Origin of the sequence: Spongiivirga citrea, assembly GCF_010671565.1 — a bacterium.
GTDB classification, from domain to species: Bacteria; Bacteroidota; Bacteroidia; order Flavobacteriales; family Flavobacteriaceae; genus Spongiivirga; species Spongiivirga citrea.
Window position 1 is genome coordinate 208991 of sequence record NZ_JAABOQ010000007.1, and the last position, 18252, is coordinate 227242.

Here is an 18252-nt window from a genome sequence, read left to right on the forward strand (position 1 = left end):
TGCTTTTTCATTGACTTAGAATGTTTAATCGACATTTAAAAGATCATTTTTAGCAATTTCTCCCTCAGGCACCTCTCCTTCATATTGGGTTTCCTCTGTTCTTGCATCGTAGCCTAAGGTTTTAAGATATCTTGAGAAAATATCAGTGTATCCGTGTGTACAAATCACTTTTTCAGCTCCCGTCGCTTCGATACTTTCTAAAAGACCATTCCAATCGCAATGATCGCTTAACACGAAGCCTTTATCGATGGCGCGCCTTCTTCGTGCACCTCGAAAAGTCATCCATCCACTTGCCGAAGCTGTTACATATGGCACCACTTTACGAATCCAAGTACTACCATGTGCGCTTGGCGGTGCCAATACAAGGCTGCCTTTAATAGCTTCCTTTTTAGTGTCTTTAGTTATCAATTCAGTTTCCGGAAAATCGATTAGCTCTCTTAGCACATTTGTCATGTTTTCGATAGCTCCATGGGTGTATATTTTTCCTATTGAAGGATCGAGATGTTTTAAAACACGCTGTGCTTTTCCCAAACTATATGCAAAAACAATTGACGTTTGTCCATCAGCTTTATTCTCTGCCCACCACTGATTAATGTCATTCATAACCTGATCTTGCGGAATCCATTTAAAAGCAGGAAGCCCGAAAGTACATTCCGTAATAAATGTATTACATTCTATAGGTTGAAAGGGCGTTGATATGCCATCATCTTCTGTTTTATAATCACCGGTAAACACCCAAACTTCACCTTTATGCTCTACACGAATTTGGCTACTACCAGGTATGTGACCTGCGGGATGAAATGAGAATTTTACATTATTCACAAGAATCGATTCATTGTGATCGACACCAGACACATTGATATCACCAAGTCTATGTTTTATAATTGGTACATTCTTATTGTAAGTAATGTACTGTTTATGTCCCCATCTGCTATGATCAGCATGACCATGTGTAATTAGAGCCTTATCTACTGGCCTCCAAGGGTCAAGATAAACATCGGCTTCTTTGCAGTAAATGCCCTTTTTTGTGAATTGTAAAAGTGGAGTTTTCAATAGCGAATTTTTCCTTTTAAAGGTACGGACTTCAATTGATACCTAAAAAAGTTAAGCCTTTTCTACTATTTTTCTATACGCGAAATTCTAAACCTACTTTTTCAACCTATTCTTCAAATGAAAGGTATAGGTAAAATTAAATCCGAAATGAAAATTTGGATTCTTAAAATTGAAGTTGTTTCTCGTCTCAAGAATAAAAGCGTCTTCTACAGTGCTACGTGCATTGGTTAACATCCATTGAAGCATCACATCGCTTAATTCCCAATTAATACCTAAAGCAAACGCACCAAATGTAGTCTGTGATTTGATCGGATTCGCAACATAGTAGTATTCTGAAACAAGTGAAACATGTCCTCCCAATTTATAGCGTCCACCAACACCTACTGCAATATGGTTTTGAGAATCTTCATCATCATATAATAAACCTCTATGAACAAAAGTGGGTGTTATTTGTAATGAAAAATTGGGTGAAAACTTTTTAGCGATTATTAATTGAGATGTGTATGAAAGTCGAGTTGAACGGTCAACATTCACTCCAGCAAATCGTTCACTGAAATAGCCTGCATTTTGAAACAATGAAATACTAACTGACGATCCGTTGCCATCAGTACGTTGTTTTACTAATCTAAATTTCAAAAATCCATCAAAACGTCCATCGAATGTTGTCCCTCCAACGCCAAATAATAACCTATCTGAAAGTCCATATTCTAATGCAATTCTTGAACTCATTCGGTCGGCAACAAAACTTTGAGACCGAGGTGCAGGCGTATTCCAAAATCGACTTGATGTAAAAATATCAAGTGTCCCTGTTTTTCGTGTTTCTACTGACTGCCCGAAAGTAATTCTTGAGAAAGAAAAAGTTGCGTTTGCATACAATGGTGAATCCGGTTGTTCTTGATCAAGTATATCTAATAAGTCTTGTGCTTTTAAATACGAAGATAGCATACCTAAAAACAGAAAGAGTAGTATTTTTCTAGCTTTCATAAGGTTCGTATTTAAAGTTAAAGTCAATAGAAATGGTTTTGGCTATATTTCCTCTTAATAATGGAGGTATTTTAATATTATAATCTTTTACCATTGCTTCGAAGGTGCCGGTTATAACAAAATCGTTCCCTGTTTTTTCAATTTTAGTTTTGATTTCCAACTCTTTTGTAGCCCCATGCATTTTGAAAACACCTTTAACTATTCGGGTCTGCACCTCTTCCATATTGGGATCAAAATCAACAATCTTTCCTTTAAAAGTTGCCTTTGGATAAATATCCGATTCGACATAACTCTCGTTAAAATGCTCACGCATTAAGGCTTTTTCAAACACAAAAGCGTTCATTAACATACTTACTGCAATTTCTCCAGAATCTAAATCTATGATACTAAACACCTGATTATTCTCTGCTTTAATATGTTCAACGGATGTATAGGAGAAAAAAGATACCTTACCCTGTCTAGCAATCACCCTTTCAGTAGGTGGTTGATCGATCAAGAAAGGTAGTAATAGCATAATTACTAGTTTATTCATCTTTATTCAGAAATGACACAGTTTAAAAAAATCGCATCTTGCAGGAATCCTTTAAAAACTCCTTTAATTTTAATTGTGTCGTTTGGTTTTAGTTTGGTTATTTTTTCTTTTTGATTGCTTTGCATATCACAAATAATGCAAGACAATTCGTTTTTATTAGTACCTAACAAAATGGTAATTCTGTCATTGAGGTCATTTATTTCTTTGACTACCCCACGTATTTCGACCACATTCTCGGTCCTCAAATAGTTACTATCCTGGTTTTTGCCCAGATCTATAATGGTTTTAGCTTCTAGTCGATAATTGGGCTCTACCTTGGCAATATCAACGAAATCAGGACTATTTAGATGAGACATTGCTACGTAAACAAGAGCCAAAACTCCAATTAACGAAAGTACAATACCAATTAAAAATCTAAATTTTCTCATTTCTCTTTAGCGATTCCCGATTATAAAATTACTAAAACCTAGGGCAGTTTACACCCTAGGTCTTAAGCTAATCAAACTAATTCTCTCTTTTTCAATCTACAATTGTAAAAGTTCCTGTCATCGGACTGTGAAACTCACAAATGTAAAATAAGGTATTAGGGGCATCATTAGGCACCGTAAATGTAATTGTTGCTTGTGAAGCTCCGTTCTCGGTAACACCCGCGTTATACTGATCTCCCGTTCCTGTGGTTTGGGCAGATTTAATAAAAAACGGATGTCCGGGTGTATTTACTGTAAACTCATACGTTTCTCCTCTTTTTAAAGTAAGGTCTGGATTCACCTCATCAGTTAGTCCTTCACCATTAAAAACATAGGCAGTTGCACCTTGGTTTGTAATAGTATACTTTTTGGTTGTAGGCTCAACAGCTTCAGGAGCAGGATCAGAATCGATGTATAACACCGGCCAAGCTCCAGCTTGTGGGAAACCTACACCATAGTTATCACCTCTTTCAACATCTTGACCGAAAAAGTACAATGGCCAACCTTTATACGTTAATTGTTCTCTATTGCCTACGGTAATCTTACCAAAATCTGCATTATCAAGAATACTTGGTAGGCTTTCTAAAGTTGCCTCAAAAATTGGCCAAGCACCATTATTGCTAAAATCATCAGCAGTAAAGGTATTTGTATCCTCTTTATCATTAATAAAGCTGTACAAGGTGTTGCCTTCTGCATCAGTGATATAAAACGTATCTTCTTCGCCTTCTTCATAGGCACTGGTAAGGTTCGTTTCATTACCATCGACATCTCGCCCTACTAGTTGTGAGCGCGCAACCATTACTGTATAGTCTGGCTTGGCTACAAACCAAACACCTCCAGAGCCATCACCGTTAATTTGTCCTGCAGCAGTATCACTAGAAAAAAGGTACATTGGCCAGCCTTTGTATGTGGTTTGTTTAGAACCATCATTTCTAGTTATCTCGCCAAAATCACTAGCATTTAGCCCGTTGTCTAGTGTTAAAGTTTCAGCGTAGAATGCTGGCCATGCGCCTTCACAAGTTCCGTTACAGTTAGACTCGTCTTTGGTGTCAGGTGCAAAAAAGTAGAGGGTGAAGCCTTCAGAATTGGTCATTACACTGCCAAAAGTTGCATTGTTAGCCAATCGAACAGCATTGGCTTCGGACACTGGCGGATCTACAGGTGGATCAACTGGGTCTGAACCATAATCATCATCGCTACAACTAAAAAGTAGCCCTAAGGTTAATGTAAATAGAATTAAATTTTTCATGATCTTTCTTATTAGTGTTTAAAGTTTTAATTAATACTAGCCATTTTTTTGGCCTTATTTTTGAGTTGATGGCGAGTTCATTCATCCATCTATTATCTAATCTGTTTATGTGTTTTAAGATGCCATTAAACCATAATTCTCGTTCTTGTTTTCGCATTTACAAAAAGGAAGGGTGTAACTTGATGTAGTAACCTCATCTCCTTCTGGAGGATACCCTAGTCTTGTTAGAATATTCAATACTTCAGAAACTTGATTTGCCCAATTGAAATTGAATGTGATCATCGATTCACTTGGAAATAGCATCAGATTTTGAACACTTTGATCTTTTAATATTCTATTTCTAATTACATCTGCACACCGTTCGCAGAATGCATTTTGTACTGGGATTTTTGCGATACCTGTTCTCATAATAAGCTGCTTTAAAATATTCTAGAAACGTTAAATCCGAAGAAAATATCGCCCTCGCTCCAATCACCTGTTGCTTGGCCTAAAAATGTGTTTACATTCATTGGCTGTGCATTGGTAAAATGAAGTTGAAAAACATGTCCGCCCGTTTCTAAATCGAATCCAATTGACAAGGGATTGGTAAACGGAGAGTTTGAAGCTCTGTTAAAATGCAGACCATAATCAACATTAATTGACCACCTTTTAGTCAGTTTTTGCCTGCCCCCAAAGCCCAGCGCATACTGTGTGTTTTCCTGTGGTTCAAACGCAACCAAATTATCGTGAAATAATGTTGGCACTAATTGAAGTGATAGATTATCACTCAACTTACTGGAGATTAAGGCCTGCACTGCATAACCCAACCTATTATCAAACTCTAATTTTGGAAGTTCGTCTTTGTCTAACGAAGTGTTTATCAAAACGCTATTAAAGAGCACCAAACTAATTGGTATACCTTCCTTTTTCTGCCTTAAAAGTCGAAGCTTTAACGAAGCTTCATATGTTTTTTGAAAAGAACTTCTTGAAACACCTATATTGATTCCGTCGCTTACACCGTAGATAAAGTTCAATCGAGTAACAGCTTGGTCGAGACCAAAAAAGTCTTTTATTCCTGTTTCAATCGATCCGAATCTATGAGAAACTACGAAGTAGAGCTCTTTCTTTGAGACCATTTTTGTCGACTCAAAATTCACGATTTTTAATCCTTTAAAGGCTGCTGTTTCGAAGTCATTTCCGGTATCATAGGTGTCTATCTCATTTAATAGATCGTCTTGCGCCATGATGAACGACGGAATTGTTAATAGTATGATTACTAATTTTTTCATGTTAGTTGGTACTAAGTGTTATTTAATTATTTACTAAGGTTGCCTGATCAATTTTTACTAGTTCTAGTAAATCGTCATAACCGACACATCTTCCTTTAATAGTGACCTTTTTTTTAATTGACAATGCATTTAAATCATCAGCACTAAAATTTACCTGCACTACGTCATCTAGTATTACCGAATTCTGTTCGATAGCAGTTATGATTCCTTCAGTTTGTATTACCCTATCAACATAATTCGCTGCTTCATTTGTGTTACTCATAGCAACACTTAATAGCGATGGTTTGAGTTCAAAATCAAATTTTTCTGATGCGATGTCCCGATGGTCTTGATACATATAATTGTATGCAACAATGCCTATAATGGTGAATAAGAGCGCAAGAAAACCTGCAATGCTATATTTTTTTCTAAGTATCATTTCGCTCCAGCTTAAAGTCCAACTTCACGTTTACTTCCCTTGCTATTTTATTTCGAACTATTTTTGGTATTTCAATATCAAAATCGGAAGGACTTACTACAAATTCACCTGTCATGGAGATCATCCCATCAACTTTTTGCATATTTAAAGTGGTCTCTATCTCTTTTTTCTTCCCTCGAACTTCAAGTGTTCCCTTAACCGTAACTTTTTTAGCATCCGGGTTAAAGTCAACTAGTTTTCCTTTAAAAATTGCCTTCGGATACTTCCCAGATTCAATATAGTTTTCATTAAAATGCTCCTGCATCAACGAATTCTTGAAGCGAAAACCTTTAATTAGCGCAAGTGAAGCGATTTCATTTGTTTCCTCGTTAAAGATGACAGTAACCGATTCGTTAACTGCTTTTACTTCCTCAAAAAGCTTTTCAGAAGCTTCAAATATTAAGACTCCGTTTTTATCTAAATATTTAGTTTGTGCCACTGCCGTTGTAAATACAACTACACCAAATAGTAGTGCGAACCATATGACGAATTGTGTGATTTGATTTTTAGTTTTTTCCATGATTATGTTGTTTTGTTTTTAGATTAATTGTTATTGTTCAATTGCTCCTTCTTGAATCCATTTATCAATTGCATCGATGGTCGCCTGTGGTAATCTTCCGGAAGGTGGCATAGCCCTAGCCTCTCCTGTTTGTCTACTTATTGCTCTTAACAATTGTCCGTTTTCAGCTCGAACCAATACTTGATCGTAATTAATTAATGGGAATGGTGCTCCATTTTGGGTGGGGTCAGAATGACAACCAACACAATTGTTGTTAATGATCGATCTAATAGTAGCATTGTAAGAAACAGGTGTTTCTTCATCAATACTCTCAATTAAATCGCTTTCACTATCATTACTACAACCAATTAGTAGCAGAATTGAGACAGTAAAAATTGTTTTTAATGTGCTTTTCATGTTTAAATAGTTTTAAATAGGTTTTTATGCAGAATAGAGATCTCTAAAATCGCTGTATCCCTTGTTCTTTCTACACCCCAAAGCAACTATTAAAAAATCTGCTTTATACTAAAAACCTATGCGAAAGGGATAATTTGATACTTAAAAGGGAATATTTTGATGTGAAAGGAACCCGCTTTTTGATAAAATGGAATGATTCGACTTGAAGAGGAAATTGAGATGCACTTTGAAAAGCTATTTGCTATCTTAGACGAAATTTTCAGGTCGATTTATGAGAAAGGATAGGCTCTATTTTTTCACTTTTTTATCCATTACGGTTATTTATATCATAATAGCCAGTATTGCATTTCAATATCTGGTTAAGGAAAGTAGTTATCGTTTGCTGGAGACTCATCTAGAATTTAGCAAGAAAGAAGCCAAGTCCTTTTCTATTTTGGTTGGTCAACAAATGGCCTATGGTATTGCAAAAGATTCCATTACCGGAAATATTCAACAAAGTTTGACGGGCACCGATCTAAAAATGGGGTTCTTAAGCATGTACGATTGGTCTGGAAAGATTATCGCGCATCCCGATATTAAAAACGTTGGTCAGTTTGCAAGTCCTAACAATGCCTTTGTGACGTCGGTCACTGATGATCTTGACGCTGAATCATTTTATACATTGTTATTAGAAGACCTTGAGAAAGGTGAACAAAATAGTGGTGAAAACGATTTAGAAGCTTCAAAAGTAATAGCGCTATCATCTGTCGAAAACTCTGATTGGATTGTCGCTGCGCATGCGAACATTGATAGTATTGCCCAGCAGATGAGCGATTTTAAACGGCAATTTTTAATCATCTTCTTGATGATGGGAGCTTTGGTCGTGCTATCATCGGTAATGGTGCTACGTCTATTAGGCAGTAAATATGAAAAGCGCCTTGAACTTAAAAATGAAAAGTTAGAAGACGAAGTCATCAACCTTTCAAAACTAAATCGTGCCGTTGGAGATTATCAACAAAAAGTTATTGAAAAAGAAACGGTTACAGAAACAGACGTCAATAATCCTAAAAAACGAATTCTGACCTATATTAGAAACGAGTTGGTCCCTATTCCTATCGAAGAAATAGCATATATCTATATGGAAAACACCATTACCTATGTAGTTTGTATTGACGGGAAGCGTTCTACCACTAATTTAAGTCTTGACGAACTATTCTCTCAGTTCGATGAATCATATTTCTTTAGAGCGAACAGGCAATTTATTATTGCCATTTCAAGTATTGATAAGATTGTGAAATATGGGAATAACCAGCTCAAGATATTAGTTAAACCCGATTCAGACACTGCTATTATAATTAGCAAAAATCGAGCTTCACAGTTTAAGCAATGGCTTAATATGTAGTTAATATTTTGCGAGCATAAAAAAACCCCCTCAGATATTGACAGCTCATTTTACGGATGAAGGGGAGCGAACGAAAAAAGGTCTAGTAGACCTTTTGTAGCGTGCTGCCAGATGATGTCCCGATAGCAATCGGGACTGTTCGACCACTGAATCAAACGAAAAACCCCTCACTAAAAGTGAAGGGTTTTAAAGTGCGGATGAAGGGAGTCGAACCCCCACGCCTCGCGGCACCAGATCCTAAGTCTGGCATGTCTACCAATTCCATCACATCCGCAATAGAATCGCCTTTATTTGTAGGCGGGTGCAAATATACATATTCATTTTTAATTTCAAATTCTTTTCTATTCAAAAAAGAGAGCTATAATTTGATAATTTTAGGTCCTTTTAATACCAGTAAAGTAAATGAGTACTATGGAAAAACCACGGCTATCCCGATTAACTGCTATCCTAACACAATTACAATCAAAACAACTCATTACAGCACGTGAAATATCCGAAAAATATGAGGTTAGTACGCGCACGGTATATCGTGATATTCGAACACTGGAAAATTCAGGAATCCCCATCATAACCGAAGAAGGAAAAGGTTTTAGTATAATGCCAGGATATTACTTACCACCAGTTTCCTTTTCTGAAAAAGAAGCGTTGGCATTAATTACAGCTGAGCAGTTTATTAATAAGAATAAGGACCTTTCGTTGGTTGATTATTATGGTAAGGCAATGAGTAAAGTCAAATCCATACTTAAATTAGACCAAAAACAAAAAGTTGAATTGTTAGCCGATAGATTGACCTTTAAAAATAATCTTGAAAACAACCACACTAGTAATTTGGTAATGGAAATTCAAACCGCAATTACCAATTTTGATTTAATTCATCTAACCTATAACTCTTTGCAAAATGAAACTACCAAAAGGGATATTGAGCCTTTTGCGGTATATAGCACGCAGGATAATTGGTTATTAATTGCTTTTTGCAGGATGCGAAAGGAGTACCGAAAGTTCCGTGTAGATTGTATTACATCGTTCAGTTTTAAGAACGAACGCTTCACTCCGCATAAAATGACCCTTCAGGAATATTTCAATAAATATGGATAAGAAGATAAGGTATGACATACTCATGACACAGGTGGGTACTATATTTGTCAAAAACCAAAGAAAATAATGAGTCTAAAAAAGAAGATGAAGGCAGAAATGCAGGATAAAAAAATCCTCAACCAAGCACGAGATCATGCATTTGAATATATCGATCAGATTGAAGAAATGGATGTATTTCCTTCTGATAAAAACCTTAAAAATCTTATTCAATTTGATGAAGAATTAAATGATAATGGATGTTCAGGTGATATTCTTTTGAACAAACTCCATAGGTATGGTTCCCAAGCGACCGTTGCTCAAACAGGAGGCCGCTATTTCGGATTTGTAAATGGCAATGCTATTCCGGCATCATTGGGTGCAAAGTGGCTTGCAGATATTTGGGATCAGGTTGGAGGCTTGTATGTCTCCTCTCCTATTAATTCGAAATTGGAATCAGTATGTGAGGAATGGCTAAAGGACTTATTTAATTTGCCAGAAAGTACAGTTGCAGGATTTGTAAGCGGAACCTCTATGGCCAATTTAAGTGCGATAGCAGCAGCTCGTTTTCAAATCCTAAAAAACCTAGGTTGGGATATTAATAAAAAAGGGCTCAATGGAGCTCCTAAAATCAGAATTATTGCCCATGACCAAGTACATGCTAGCGTTAAAAGAACCTTGACAATTCTCGGTTTTGGCACCGATAATGTCGAAAGAGTTCCAGCTGACGATCAAGGTCGTGTTATAGTGGAAGCCCTGCCAAAATTAGATAAAAGTTGTATCGTATTACTTCAAGCAGGTAATGTAAATACAGGAGCATTTGACAATTTTGATGCCGTTTGTGATCTTGCGAATGAGGTAAATGCCTGGGTGCATATTGATGGGGCTTTTGGCCTATGGGCAGCAGCTACAAAATCGATGTCATATTTAACTAAGGGAATGGAAAAAGCATCTTCATGGGCAGTAGATGGGCATAAAACGCTGAATGCCCCGTACGATAGTGGTATTGTATTGTGTAAGCATCCAGATGCTCTTGTAAGCGCCATTCATGCTACAGGAGATTACTTAATACATAGTGAACACAAGGACCCCTATCTATATGGTCCAGAAATGTCAAAAAGATGCCGATCGGTTGAACTTTGGGCGGCAATGAAATATCTAGGGAAAAATGGAATTGACGAGATGATAACTGGATTTAATCAACGAGCTAATCAATTGGCTCAGGGATTAGAAAAAATCGGATTTACGATACATAATGATGTAGTTTTTAATCAAGTATTAGTAAGCTACCACGACGATGAAACTACCGATGCTATTTTAAACAATGTCCAACAATCTGGCAACATGTGGTGTGGGGGCACTATATGGCAAGGAAATTCCGCAATAAGGCTAAGTGTCTGTTCCTGGATGACGGATGAGAACGATATTGCAGAAACTATCAATATCTTTGAGAAAGCACTATCACAATTAACCAAAACAGTTACCACATAAAAATATGAGCACCATAAAAGAGTATATAGAAAACAACAAAGATCGATTTATTAATGAGCTAGTCGAACTCTTAAAAATTCCTTCAATAAGTGCAGACTCCGCATATAAAAATGACATGACCACTATGGCAAATGCCATTAAATCGAGCTTAGAAAAAGCCGGCTGTGATAAAGTTGAAATTTGTGAAACTGAAGGATACCCTATTGTTTACGGTGAAAAAATAATTGATCCAAAATTACCAACGGTTCTAGTATATGGGCATTACGATGTGCAACCACCCGACCCATTAGACCTTTGGGACAGTGCTCCTTTTGAACCAATCATCAAAAAAACAGAGAAACATCCAGATGGCGCCATTTTTGCCAGAGGGGCTTGCGATGACAAAGGCCAGCTATATATGCATGTAAAGGCGCTGGAGTTTATGACCTCAAATAATCAACTGTCGTGCAATGTCAAATTCATGATCGAGGGAGAAGAGGAAGTTGGTAGCGCCAACCTTGCAACCTTTGTTCAAAATAATCGAGAAAAATTAGCAAACGACGTCATTCTTATTTCCGATACTGGCATGATCGCTAACGATGTGCCAAGTATCACCACTGGACTTCGTGGTTTGAGTTATGTTGAAGTTGAATTAACCGGACCCAATCGGGACCTACATTCTGGCTTATATGGTGGTGCAGTCGCCAACCCAATCAATATTTTGACCAAGATGATCGCTTCGTTGCATGACGATAATAATCATATTACCATTCCCGGATTTTATGACAAAGTAGAAGAACTATCTGCCAGGGAGCGCGCTCAAATGGCAAAAGCACCTTTCTCATTAGATGCGTATAAAGAAGCTCTAGATATCGATGCTGTTTACGGTGAAAAAGACTATTCGACCAACGAACGAAATTCCATTAGACCAACACTCGATGTAAACGGAATCTGGGGTGGATATATTGGTGAAGGGGCAAAGACGGTTATTGCTAGCAAAGCCTATGCTAAAATATCAATGCGACTGGTTCCTAATCAAGATTGGGAAGAGATTACCCAACTATTTAAATCCCATTTTGAAAACATCGCACCAGCCGGCACACGAGTTAAAGTGACTCCACATCACGGTGGTCAGGGCTATGTCACACCAATTGATAGTGTCGGTTATAAAGCTGCCGCCAAAGCCTATGAGCAAACTTTCGGGAAAGAACCAATTCCACAACGCAGCGGGGGTAGTATTCCTATTGTGTCATTATTCGAAGAAAATTTAAAAAGTAAAACTATTTTAATGGGTTTTGGCCTCGACAGCGATGCCATTCACTCTCCGAACGAGCATTTTGGAGTTTGGAATTATCTAAAAGGGATTGAGACCATCCCGTATTTCTATCAGTATTTTACTGAGATGAGTAATTAGGACGTTCCCCTAACGCGGTGAAAAAGAACATCTGATTTGTAACATTTTAGGTATTAGCTGTTCTAATTAAAAAAACTAACCGATGCTTTTATCTCAAGAATACCGATCTGACTGGAACGCAACCACTAAAATCACATTTCGATTTATTTTTAGTTATGTCATGCTATACATCATTTTGATGTTTTTAAGTAGTAGTCTAGAATCTGTTATCGTTTCAATTGGTAAAGGTCTACTAGGTATCAATTATGAATTTGTAGCCAATGGCCGAGGTAGTGGCGATACTACTTTTGCATATGTCACTTTGTTTATCAACCTCGTTGGTGCATTAATTATTGGGACTATATGGTCAATTTTAGATAGAAAACGACCAGCATACAACAAACTCTTCTATTGGTTCCTGGTTATTGTAAGAATATATCTAGTGCTATTCATGTTTTTTTATGGGTTTGTAAAAGTATTTAAGGTCCAATTCCCTAGCCCTTCATTAATGCGCTTATTGCAACCATTAGGCGATTTTTCTCCTATGGGATTAGCTTGGACCTATATGGGTTATTCTAAAGGCTTTAACCTGTTTGCAGGTGGTATGGAAGTGCTTGGAGGATTGCTTCTAATTCCGCGACGTACACAAACCTTGGGTGCCTTGGTTGTTATGGGAGTGATGCTACAGGTAGCGGTAATGAACTTTATGTTCGATATTCCAGTAAAAATATTTTCGGTTCACCTTATCTTATTTGCAGCTATCATTTTTATGACCGATGCTAGGCGATTTATAAATGTATTTATCACGAATAAAGAAACTCGCACGTATCAATATTACAATCCCATTGATGACAAGCTATACCACAAGGTTATATTCTGGTTGAAAATTGGCTTAACAGTATTAATCTTTGCGGGTTTGAGCTGGCAAATGCATGAAACGGAGAAATCTAGAGGAGACCTAAGAGAAAAACCCGCCCTTTACGGAATTTGGGAGGCTCACACTTTTATCAAAAATAACGACACACTTCCTCCATTAATCACTGATGAAAAACGTTGGCGCTATTTAGTAGTCGATTTTAAAGATCGAGCCTCAGCAAAAATGATGAATGGTGGCGTTACCAGTTTTAATTTTGAAATTGACACCACATCTAAAAAACTAACCATTGATAATCGAGAGGATGGACATTACTTTTCTTATGAAAGAAAAGGAAAGAACGCCTTAATTCTTGATGGCTCATTCTATTACGATTCACTAAAAATTCATTTTGTTCGAAAGGACCATAAGTTCGAACTGCGTAATCGAGGTTTTCATTGGATTAATGAATATCCTAGAAATAAATAGCACTCCACAATTTTGTATTAGATTTGAAAAACTTCCTTAGTAGTACTGAAGCACCATCTCTTTAGGATACTTCACCTCGTAGGAAAATTGGATTTTTTCAGTTCCTCCTCGCGCGATTGATTTTTTCCAAAGGATACTTCCGGTTCCTTTGTCATAATCACCACCTGCAAGCTCCGTCTTTCCTACTTCAATTTTATTGTTTTGGGAAATGGGTAATTGATCTAAAATTTCCAATTCAATCGCTTTTGGACCATTGTTGCGAATACTCATTTCATAGGCAAAATTATCCACCTTTTTGCTACTTAATGTCCTTTTAGAAGAAAGATTATCCAACAAGCGTCTTTTAATAACAATACGCTCATCAACACCAAGTGATAGTGGATATTTATCTTTAGTGTAATTCGGATTAATTGTCGTCTTGCCTATAAAATTGCCCTCAAAATAAATATTGGCTTCTGTTAGCATCAGGTTAAGCGATTGCCAATTTTTAATATTCGCTAATAAAAATACTTCTTCCGTTAGTTTTGGTACGGAATGATATACATAGTCGGCTGCCACCTCTTTCTTGTCAAGAATAATAGTCTGTCCTTTTCCTGTAGATGCAATGGACTGAGGAGAATTCAGTTCGTAAGCTACATTAAACTGTTGCTCTACGACTTGTGTCACTGCGACATCTGCCAAAGCAGCTCCTTTTCGCATTTGCATGGAATTAGCAACAGACGGAGCTTCCATAACTACTTCTTCCAAATCGTCTTCACTCCTATTATACATTGGCTGTTCTCTAATAAAAAAGGGATTTAAAATGGGACGATTTTGATTCGCCTTTGGTAAATAGGTAGAAACTTTCATCGCTACTTGATTCCAATCTTTTCCAGTATTTTGATATATTTTTCCTTTAACAACAAGCGATAAAGGATCTTCAAGCGATTTGGCTCTGATATCGTAATAGGGTTGCCAGCCTGCATTATTGACAACATAGGTCAATAAAAGCGTTGCAGTAGTATTTCGTGAGGCCTCTACTTCTAAGGTCAAAACTTGACGGTTTTCATTGCGTTGCGAACTGGTCTCTTGTAGTTGTTTATTAATTTTTCCTATTTTCTTTTTCAAATCACTGATTTCCTTTTTTAATCCGATTCTTTTTTTGTGAATCTCCAGCGTTCGTTTTGCATAAAAATCGGCAAGGTTGGCTAGTTGGGTACTGGTCCATCCTTGTTCATTATTCCCGATTTTTCGGTTTTCCTCTATTAAATTAAGCTCTCCAGCCAAGGTCTTTTCGGTAGCTTGCTTTATCTCTAATGATACTTGTAGCGTCTCTTTTTGATTGATAAGCTCTTTTTCTTCATCAGTAAACTCATCAGCCTTCAAATAGTCCGTTGCAGGGGTTACTGAAAGAAGTGTAGCTCCATTTGAAAGTCCGATTTGATAGGTATTACTATCGATATAGTTAGAGAGGTTCTTAATTTTCAGTGTATTTTTACCCTTTAGCAACGACACCTTACCTTGCTCTGCAACTTTGGCCGATCGCAGATAGACCGTAACATCAGTTGGAGTGGTGGCTACTGTTTTTTCCTGACAATATCCATTGGTAAAGACTCCTAAAAAGATTATTAAAAGTAGTTGTCGCATGATAGAAATTTAGGTTATTAATAGTTCCAAAGATAACCCAGCGACCGGGGCTCACAAAACACAAATGAGTAAACATGTACAGAACAATAGTTAACTACTTATTTAATTGAGGATCGAATCTTTTCAAACCAACAACTTACTACCTCTATCAGTAATTTGGCCTCTACACTTGTAGAATCAAAATTATTGTTCTATGTTTGTAGAGACAATTCTAATCTTGTAGAACATGCAGCTTTCAAAAACTGAAGAAGAATTAATGAATCACCTCTGGAAACAGGAAAAAGCTTTTATGAAAGACCTTTTAGATGCCTATCCAGATCCGAAACCAGCAAACACCACCATTGCAACTTTATTAAAAAGAATGACCGATAAAGGTTTTGTGGGCTATACGGTTTTTGGTAAGTCGCGACAATACTATCCTTTGGTAAAAAAGAAAGATTATTTCTCTAAACACCTTAACGGATTGATCAAGAATTTCTTCAATAACTCAACAACACAGTTTGCTTCATTTTTTACTGAGGAGACCAATTTAAGTAAAGAGCAGCTTGAAGAACTTCGTGAGCTAATTGATAACCAAATTCAAAAGAAATAGTTATGGTTGCTTATCTTATAAAGTCCGTTTTATGCTTAGGTGTTCTTTGGGCGGTATATCATTTTTGGTTATCGAAAGAACAGTTGTTTAAATTCAATCGCTTTTACTTATTAGCGTCCATCGTTTTTTCGTTAGTGGCACCAAGTATTGTATTTGAAACCGTTACCTATGTCGATCCACAAGCTGTTGTAGAAATTCCCGATTGGTCGGGTGTTGAAATTGTGCAAGGCATCGATCCAACCATAGTAACTGAAGAGGTTTTCGATTGGCAATTGGCCCTATATTCTTTGTACTGGACTATTGCCTTATTACTGGCAATCAGGTTTTGTGTTGGAGTTATTACTCTACTGCATAGCACTCGTAAAAACCCAATTAAGAAATGGAATAATGCTTCGCTTATTCTTCTGCTTAAACCATTGGTGCCGCACACTTTTTTAAACTATATTTTTATAAATAAAGCGGAGTATGAACAAGATAAAATTAATGAAGAGTTGCTATTACACGAATACGAGCATGTGAAGCAAAAACACTCCTATGACATTCTATTCATAGAGTTTTTACAGCTGTTCTTTTGGTTTAATCCTTTCTTACATCTAGTCAAAAAATCGATCAAGTTAAATCATGAATTTTTAGCCGATAATGCCGTTTTAAAAACGGATATAGAAATTCAGAAATACCAAGAGTTACTTTTGAAAACCGTCGGCTTAGCACATCCTACTTTTTTAAGTAGTTCCATCAATTATAACATTACCAAAAAACGACTAGAAATGATGTCAAAATCAACAGCAAAAGCTAGACGTTGGGGATTCCCTTTCTTGTTAGTTCCAATGTTTGCAGTGCTTTTGTATTCCTTTAGTTCACATCAAAGCATAATTAAAGAGAAGTCTTTCAAAGATAACAACGGAGAAATGCAGCCAGCGTCAGAATTAGTAGGAGTATGGTTAGATGCGCAAACCGAAGATTTTGGATTCTCAATTTTATCTAATAACAATAAACTATATCTCCATTGGCATTATACAAGTTTTCCAATTGAAAAATTTGGAAACAGGTACTACGCAATCACAAACAAACTAGATTTTCCATTACAACTAAATAAAAAAACTGGTTTTTTATCTATTGGAAATAGAAGGTACGTTAAAGAAACGAATAGCCATAGAAATAAGTTTGAAGGTTACTGGATAAGTTCGGATGAATATATTAAGATAAAAATTGAAAATTATACTGATGCATTTATCTGGAGTATAACTAAAAACGGAAAAACCAATTCTTATTATCCGAAAAAAAGTGAAGAGGGTTTTCTCTTTGGTTACGGTCATGACATTTGGAAATTCAAAATTGAAAATGGACTTTTAGTAGATTCAAACGGAATAACTTATTCAAGAATAATCAAACCTCCTTCATCAACTAATTTGTATGAAAAAACAACCGGAATAGGACTAACTAATTCTCAGCTATTAGTATATAATGAATTGGCCTCGAAGTATAAAAAGAATCATTATGGCGAATCGAGGATTTTAGCCAAAGAAATGAATTTAATGTACAAACTCCAATCAAAAATGAATAAAGAACAACAGATAAACTCTCATGTAAAATATGGTTTTCCAAAAATTATTAATCTTGAGAAAAAAGAAAAAGTACCACAAAAACAAATAAAACTGTACAACAGACTTGCCAGAAAATACAACAATCAACAGGTTGAGTCCAGAGTTATTCCTACAAAGGATTTACAGTTTTTAGAAAGAGTATATAGTTATATGACAATTGTCCAAAAAAGAAATGCTGAACCGTTTCCTGAATATACTCCTATCACCAACCAAAAATGATGTCTAACTACAAAAAAACCTCAACTTAAATTAACTTAAGCACGTTCAAAAGACAATTGAAAACAACTATAAGATATTAACTATTATGCTTTACATTTTAAAATCAATTCTATGCTTGGGTATCCTTTGGACCGTTTATCACTTTTGGTTGTCTAAAGAACAGCTGTTTAAATTCAATCGCTTTTACTTATTAGCGTCCATCGTTTTTTCGTTAGTGGCACCAAGTATTGTGTTTGAAACCGTTACCTATGTCGATCCACAACCTGTTGTAGAAATTCCCGATTGGTCGAGTGTCGAAATTGTAGAAAGCATTGACCCAATAATAGTTAAAAAAGAGGTTTTCGACTGGCAGTTAACTTTATATTCTTTGTATTGGACTATTGCTTTAATACTGGCAATCAGGTTTTGTGTTGGAGTTATTACTCTACTGCATAGCACTCGTAAAAACCCAATTAAGAAATGGAATAATGCTTCGCTTATTCTTCTGCTTAAACCATTGGTGCCGCACACTTTTTTAAACTATATTTTTATAAATAAAGCGGAGTATGAACAAGATAAAATTAATGAAGAGTTGCTATTACACGAATACGAGCATGTGAAGCAAAAACACTCCTATGACATTCTATTC

Annotated in this window: 18 protein-coding genes, 1 tRNA gene and 1 pseudogene; 8 read left to right on the forward strand and 12 right to left on the reverse strand. The window is 36.3% G+C overall.

Features of this window, described 5'->3' with window-relative positions:
* Nucleotides 1-24 precede the first annotated feature (24 nt).
* The 10 genes from GWK10_RS16755 to GWK10_RS16800 form a co-directional block, all read right to left on the reverse strand.
* A complete protein-coding gene (locus GWK10_RS16755) occupies nucleotides 25-1053 on the reverse strand; it encodes a ligase-associated DNA damage response exonuclease (RefSeq protein ID WP_164033550.1) in 1029 nt (342 codons plus the stop codon).
* Between the two features lie 93 nt (nucleotides 1054-1146).
* Complete coding sequence (locus tag GWK10_RS16760) at nucleotides 1147-2037, reverse strand: DUF5777 family beta-barrel protein (protein WP_164033551.1); 891 nt, start codon at nucleotides 2035-2037, stop codon at nucleotides 1147-1149.
* Nucleotides 2027-2551: a YceI family protein gene (locus tag GWK10_RS16765; RefSeq protein ID WP_239540784.1), complete on the reverse strand. Its 525-nt coding sequence runs from the start codon at nucleotides 2549-2551 to the stop codon at nucleotides 2027-2029. The genes GWK10_RS16760 and GWK10_RS16765 overlap by 11 nt, the downstream gene beginning before the upstream one ends.
* 20 nt (nucleotides 2552-2571) lie before the next feature.
* The gene (locus tag GWK10_RS16770; RefSeq protein ID WP_164033553.1) at nucleotides 2572-2997 is read right to left on the reverse strand and encodes an OB-fold protein; all 426 of its coding nucleotides are present in this window, start codon (nucleotides 2995-2997) and stop codon (nucleotides 2572-2574) included.
* Between the two features lie 91 nt (nucleotides 2998-3088).
* Nucleotides 3089-4285 (reverse strand): hypothetical protein, encoded by a 1197-nt coding sequence (locus tag GWK10_RS16775; protein WP_239540785.1) that lies wholly within the window; start codon nucleotides 4283-4285, stop codon nucleotides 3089-3091.
* Nucleotides 4286-4399: 114 nt separating this feature from the next.
* Nucleotides 4400-4693: a hypothetical protein gene (locus GWK10_RS16780; protein ID WP_164033554.1), complete on the reverse strand. Its 294-nt coding sequence runs from the start codon at nucleotides 4691-4693 to the stop codon at nucleotides 4400-4402.
* A gap of 11 nt (nucleotides 4694-4704) precedes the next feature.
* Nucleotides 4705-5553: a DUF5777 family beta-barrel protein gene (locus tag GWK10_RS16785; RefSeq protein ID WP_164033555.1), complete on the reverse strand. Its 849-nt coding sequence runs from the start codon at nucleotides 5551-5553 to the stop codon at nucleotides 4705-4707.
* Between the two features lie 22 nt (nucleotides 5554-5575).
* Nucleotides 5576-5971, reverse strand: coding sequence for a hypothetical protein (locus GWK10_RS16790; protein ID WP_164033556.1), 396 nt, complete (start codon nucleotides 5969-5971; stop codon nucleotides 5576-5578).
* Nucleotides 5961-6530 carry a YceI family protein gene (locus tag GWK10_RS16795; RefSeq protein ID WP_164033557.1) on the reverse strand — a complete coding sequence of 190 codons (570 nt, stop codon included), beginning with the start codon at nucleotides 6528-6530 and terminating at the stop codon, nucleotides 5961-5963. The genes GWK10_RS16790 and GWK10_RS16795 overlap by 11 nt, the downstream gene beginning before the upstream one ends.
* A 30-nt stretch (nucleotides 6531-6560) precedes the next feature.
* Nucleotides 6561-6926 carry a hypothetical protein gene (locus GWK10_RS16800; RefSeq protein WP_164033558.1) on the reverse strand — a complete coding sequence of 122 codons (366 nt, stop codon included), beginning with the start codon at nucleotides 6924-6926 and terminating at the stop codon, nucleotides 6561-6563.
* Between the two features lie 271 nt (nucleotides 6927-7197).
* On the opposite strand from GWK10_RS16800, the gene GWK10_RS16805 reads away from it, so the two are divergent.
* The gene (locus tag GWK10_RS16805; protein ID WP_164033559.1) at nucleotides 7198-8307 is read left to right on the forward strand and encodes a LytTR family transcriptional regulator DNA-binding domain-containing protein; all 1110 of its coding nucleotides are present in this window, start codon (nucleotides 7198-7200) and stop codon (nucleotides 8305-8307) included.
* 192 nt (nucleotides 8308-8499) lie between these two features.
* Here the strand turns inward: GWK10_RS16805 and GWK10_RS16810 are convergent.
* Nucleotides 8500-8581, reverse strand: a tRNA-Leu gene (locus GWK10_RS16810).
* Between the two features lie 137 nt (nucleotides 8582-8718).
* On the opposite strand from GWK10_RS16810, the gene GWK10_RS16815 reads away from it, so the two are divergent.
* From GWK10_RS16815 to GWK10_RS16830, 4 genes are all read left to right on the forward strand, one after another.
* Complete coding sequence (locus tag GWK10_RS16815; protein WP_164033575.1) at nucleotides 8719-9402, forward strand: helix-turn-helix transcriptional regulator; 684 nt, start codon at nucleotides 8719-8721, stop codon at nucleotides 9400-9402.
* A gap of 66 nt (nucleotides 9403-9468) precedes the next feature.
* Nucleotides 9469-10869 (forward strand): pyridoxal phosphate-dependent decarboxylase family protein, encoded by a 1401-nt coding sequence (locus tag GWK10_RS16820; protein WP_204263162.1) that lies wholly within the window; start codon nucleotides 9469-9471, stop codon nucleotides 10867-10869.
* A gap of 4 nt (nucleotides 10870-10873) precedes the next feature.
* A complete protein-coding gene (locus tag GWK10_RS16825) occupies nucleotides 10874-12262 on the forward strand; it encodes a dipeptidase (RefSeq protein ID WP_164033560.1) in 1389 nt (462 codons plus the stop codon).
* Nucleotides 12263-12344: 82 nt separating this feature from the next.
* Nucleotides 12345-13583 (forward strand): DoxX family protein, encoded by a 1239-nt coding sequence (locus GWK10_RS16830; protein WP_164033561.1) that lies wholly within the window; start codon nucleotides 12345-12347, stop codon nucleotides 13581-13583.
* Nucleotides 13584-13619: 36 nt separating this feature from the next.
* Here the strand turns inward: GWK10_RS16830 and GWK10_RS16835 are convergent, their stop codons facing one another.
* Entirely contained in the window at nucleotides 13620-15209 is a 1590-nt protein-coding gene (locus GWK10_RS16835) for a DUF4139 domain-containing protein (RefSeq protein ID WP_164033562.1), read from the reverse strand.
* 226 nt (nucleotides 15210-15435) lie between these two features.
* On the opposite strand from GWK10_RS16835, the gene GWK10_RS16840 reads away from it, so the two are divergent.
* The 3 genes and pseudogenes from GWK10_RS16840 to GWK10_RS16850 form a co-directional block, all read left to right on the forward strand.
* Nucleotides 15436-15801 carry a BlaI/MecI/CopY family transcriptional regulator gene (locus tag GWK10_RS16840; RefSeq protein WP_164033563.1) on the forward strand — a complete coding sequence of 122 codons (366 nt, stop codon included), beginning with the start codon at nucleotides 15436-15438 and terminating at the stop codon, nucleotides 15799-15801.
* Nucleotides 15802-15803: 2 nt separating this feature from the next.
* A complete protein-coding gene (locus GWK10_RS16845; RefSeq protein ID WP_164033564.1) occupies nucleotides 15804-17624 on the forward strand; it encodes a M56 family metallopeptidase in 1821 nt (606 codons plus the stop codon).
* Between the two features lie 85 nt (nucleotides 17625-17709).
* A pseudogene (locus GWK10_RS16850) lies at nucleotides 17710-18252 on the forward strand (hypothetical protein); the annotation flags it as partial.

Coding starts and splice junctions, on each gene's coding strand:
- GWK10_RS16800 (WP_164033558.1), bottom strand. CDS start 6,926: ATGAAAAGCACATTAAAAACAATTTTTACTGTCTCAATTCTGCTACTA.
- GWK10_RS16785 (WP_164033555.1), bottom strand. CDS start 5,553: ATGAAAAAATTAGTAATCATACTATTAACAATTCCGTCGTTCATCATG.
- GWK10_RS16760 (WP_164033551.1), bottom strand. CDS start 2,037: ATGAAAGCTAGAAAAATACTACTCTTTCTGTTTTTAGGTATGCTATCT.
- GWK10_RS16765 (WP_239540784.1), bottom strand. CDS start 2,551: ATGCTATTACTACCTTTCTTGATCGATCAACCACCTACTGAAAGGGTG.
- GWK10_RS16845 (WP_164033564.1), top strand. CDS start 15,804: ATGGTTGCTTATCTTATAAAGTCCGTTTTATGCTTAGGTGTTCTTTGG.
- GWK10_RS16780 (WP_164033554.1), bottom strand. CDS start 4,693: ATGAGAACAGGTATCGCAAAAATCCCAGTACAAAATGCATTCTGCGAA.
- GWK10_RS16795 (WP_164033557.1), bottom strand. CDS start 6,530: ATGGAAAAAACTAAAAATCAAATCACACAATTCGTCATATGGTTCGCA.
- GWK10_RS16820 (WP_204263162.1), top strand. CDS start 9,469: ATGAGTCTAAAAAAGAAGATGAAGGCAGAAATGCAGGATAAAAAAATC.
- GWK10_RS16830 (WP_164033561.1), top strand. CDS start 12,345: ATGCTTTTATCTCAAGAATACCGATCTGACTGGAACGCAACCACTAAA.
- GWK10_RS16770 (WP_164033553.1), bottom strand. CDS start 2,997: ATGAGAAAATTTAGATTTTTAATTGGTATTGTACTTTCGTTAATTGGA.
- GWK10_RS16825 (WP_164033560.1), top strand. CDS start 10,874: ATGAGCACCATAAAAGAGTATATAGAAAACAACAAAGATCGATTTATT.
- GWK10_RS16790 (WP_164033556.1), bottom strand. CDS start 5,971: ATGATACTTAGAAAAAAATATAGCATTGCAGGTTTTCTTGCGCTCTTA.
- GWK10_RS16840 (WP_164033563.1), top strand. CDS start 15,436: ATGCAGCTTTCAAAAACTGAAGAAGAATTAATGAATCACCTCTGGAAA.
- GWK10_RS16815 (WP_164033575.1), top strand. CDS start 8,719: ATGGAAAAACCACGGCTATCCCGATTAACTGCTATCCTAACACAATTA.
- GWK10_RS16775 (WP_239540785.1), bottom strand. CDS start 4,285: ATGAAAAATTTAATTCTATTTACATTAACCTTAGGGCTACTTTTTAGT.
- GWK10_RS16835 (WP_164033562.1), bottom strand. CDS start 15,209: ATGCGACAACTACTTTTAATAATCTTTTTAGGAGTCTTTACCAATGGA.
- GWK10_RS16805 (WP_164033559.1), top strand. CDS start 7,198: ATGAGAAAGGATAGGCTCTATTTTTTCACTTTTTTATCCATTACGGTT.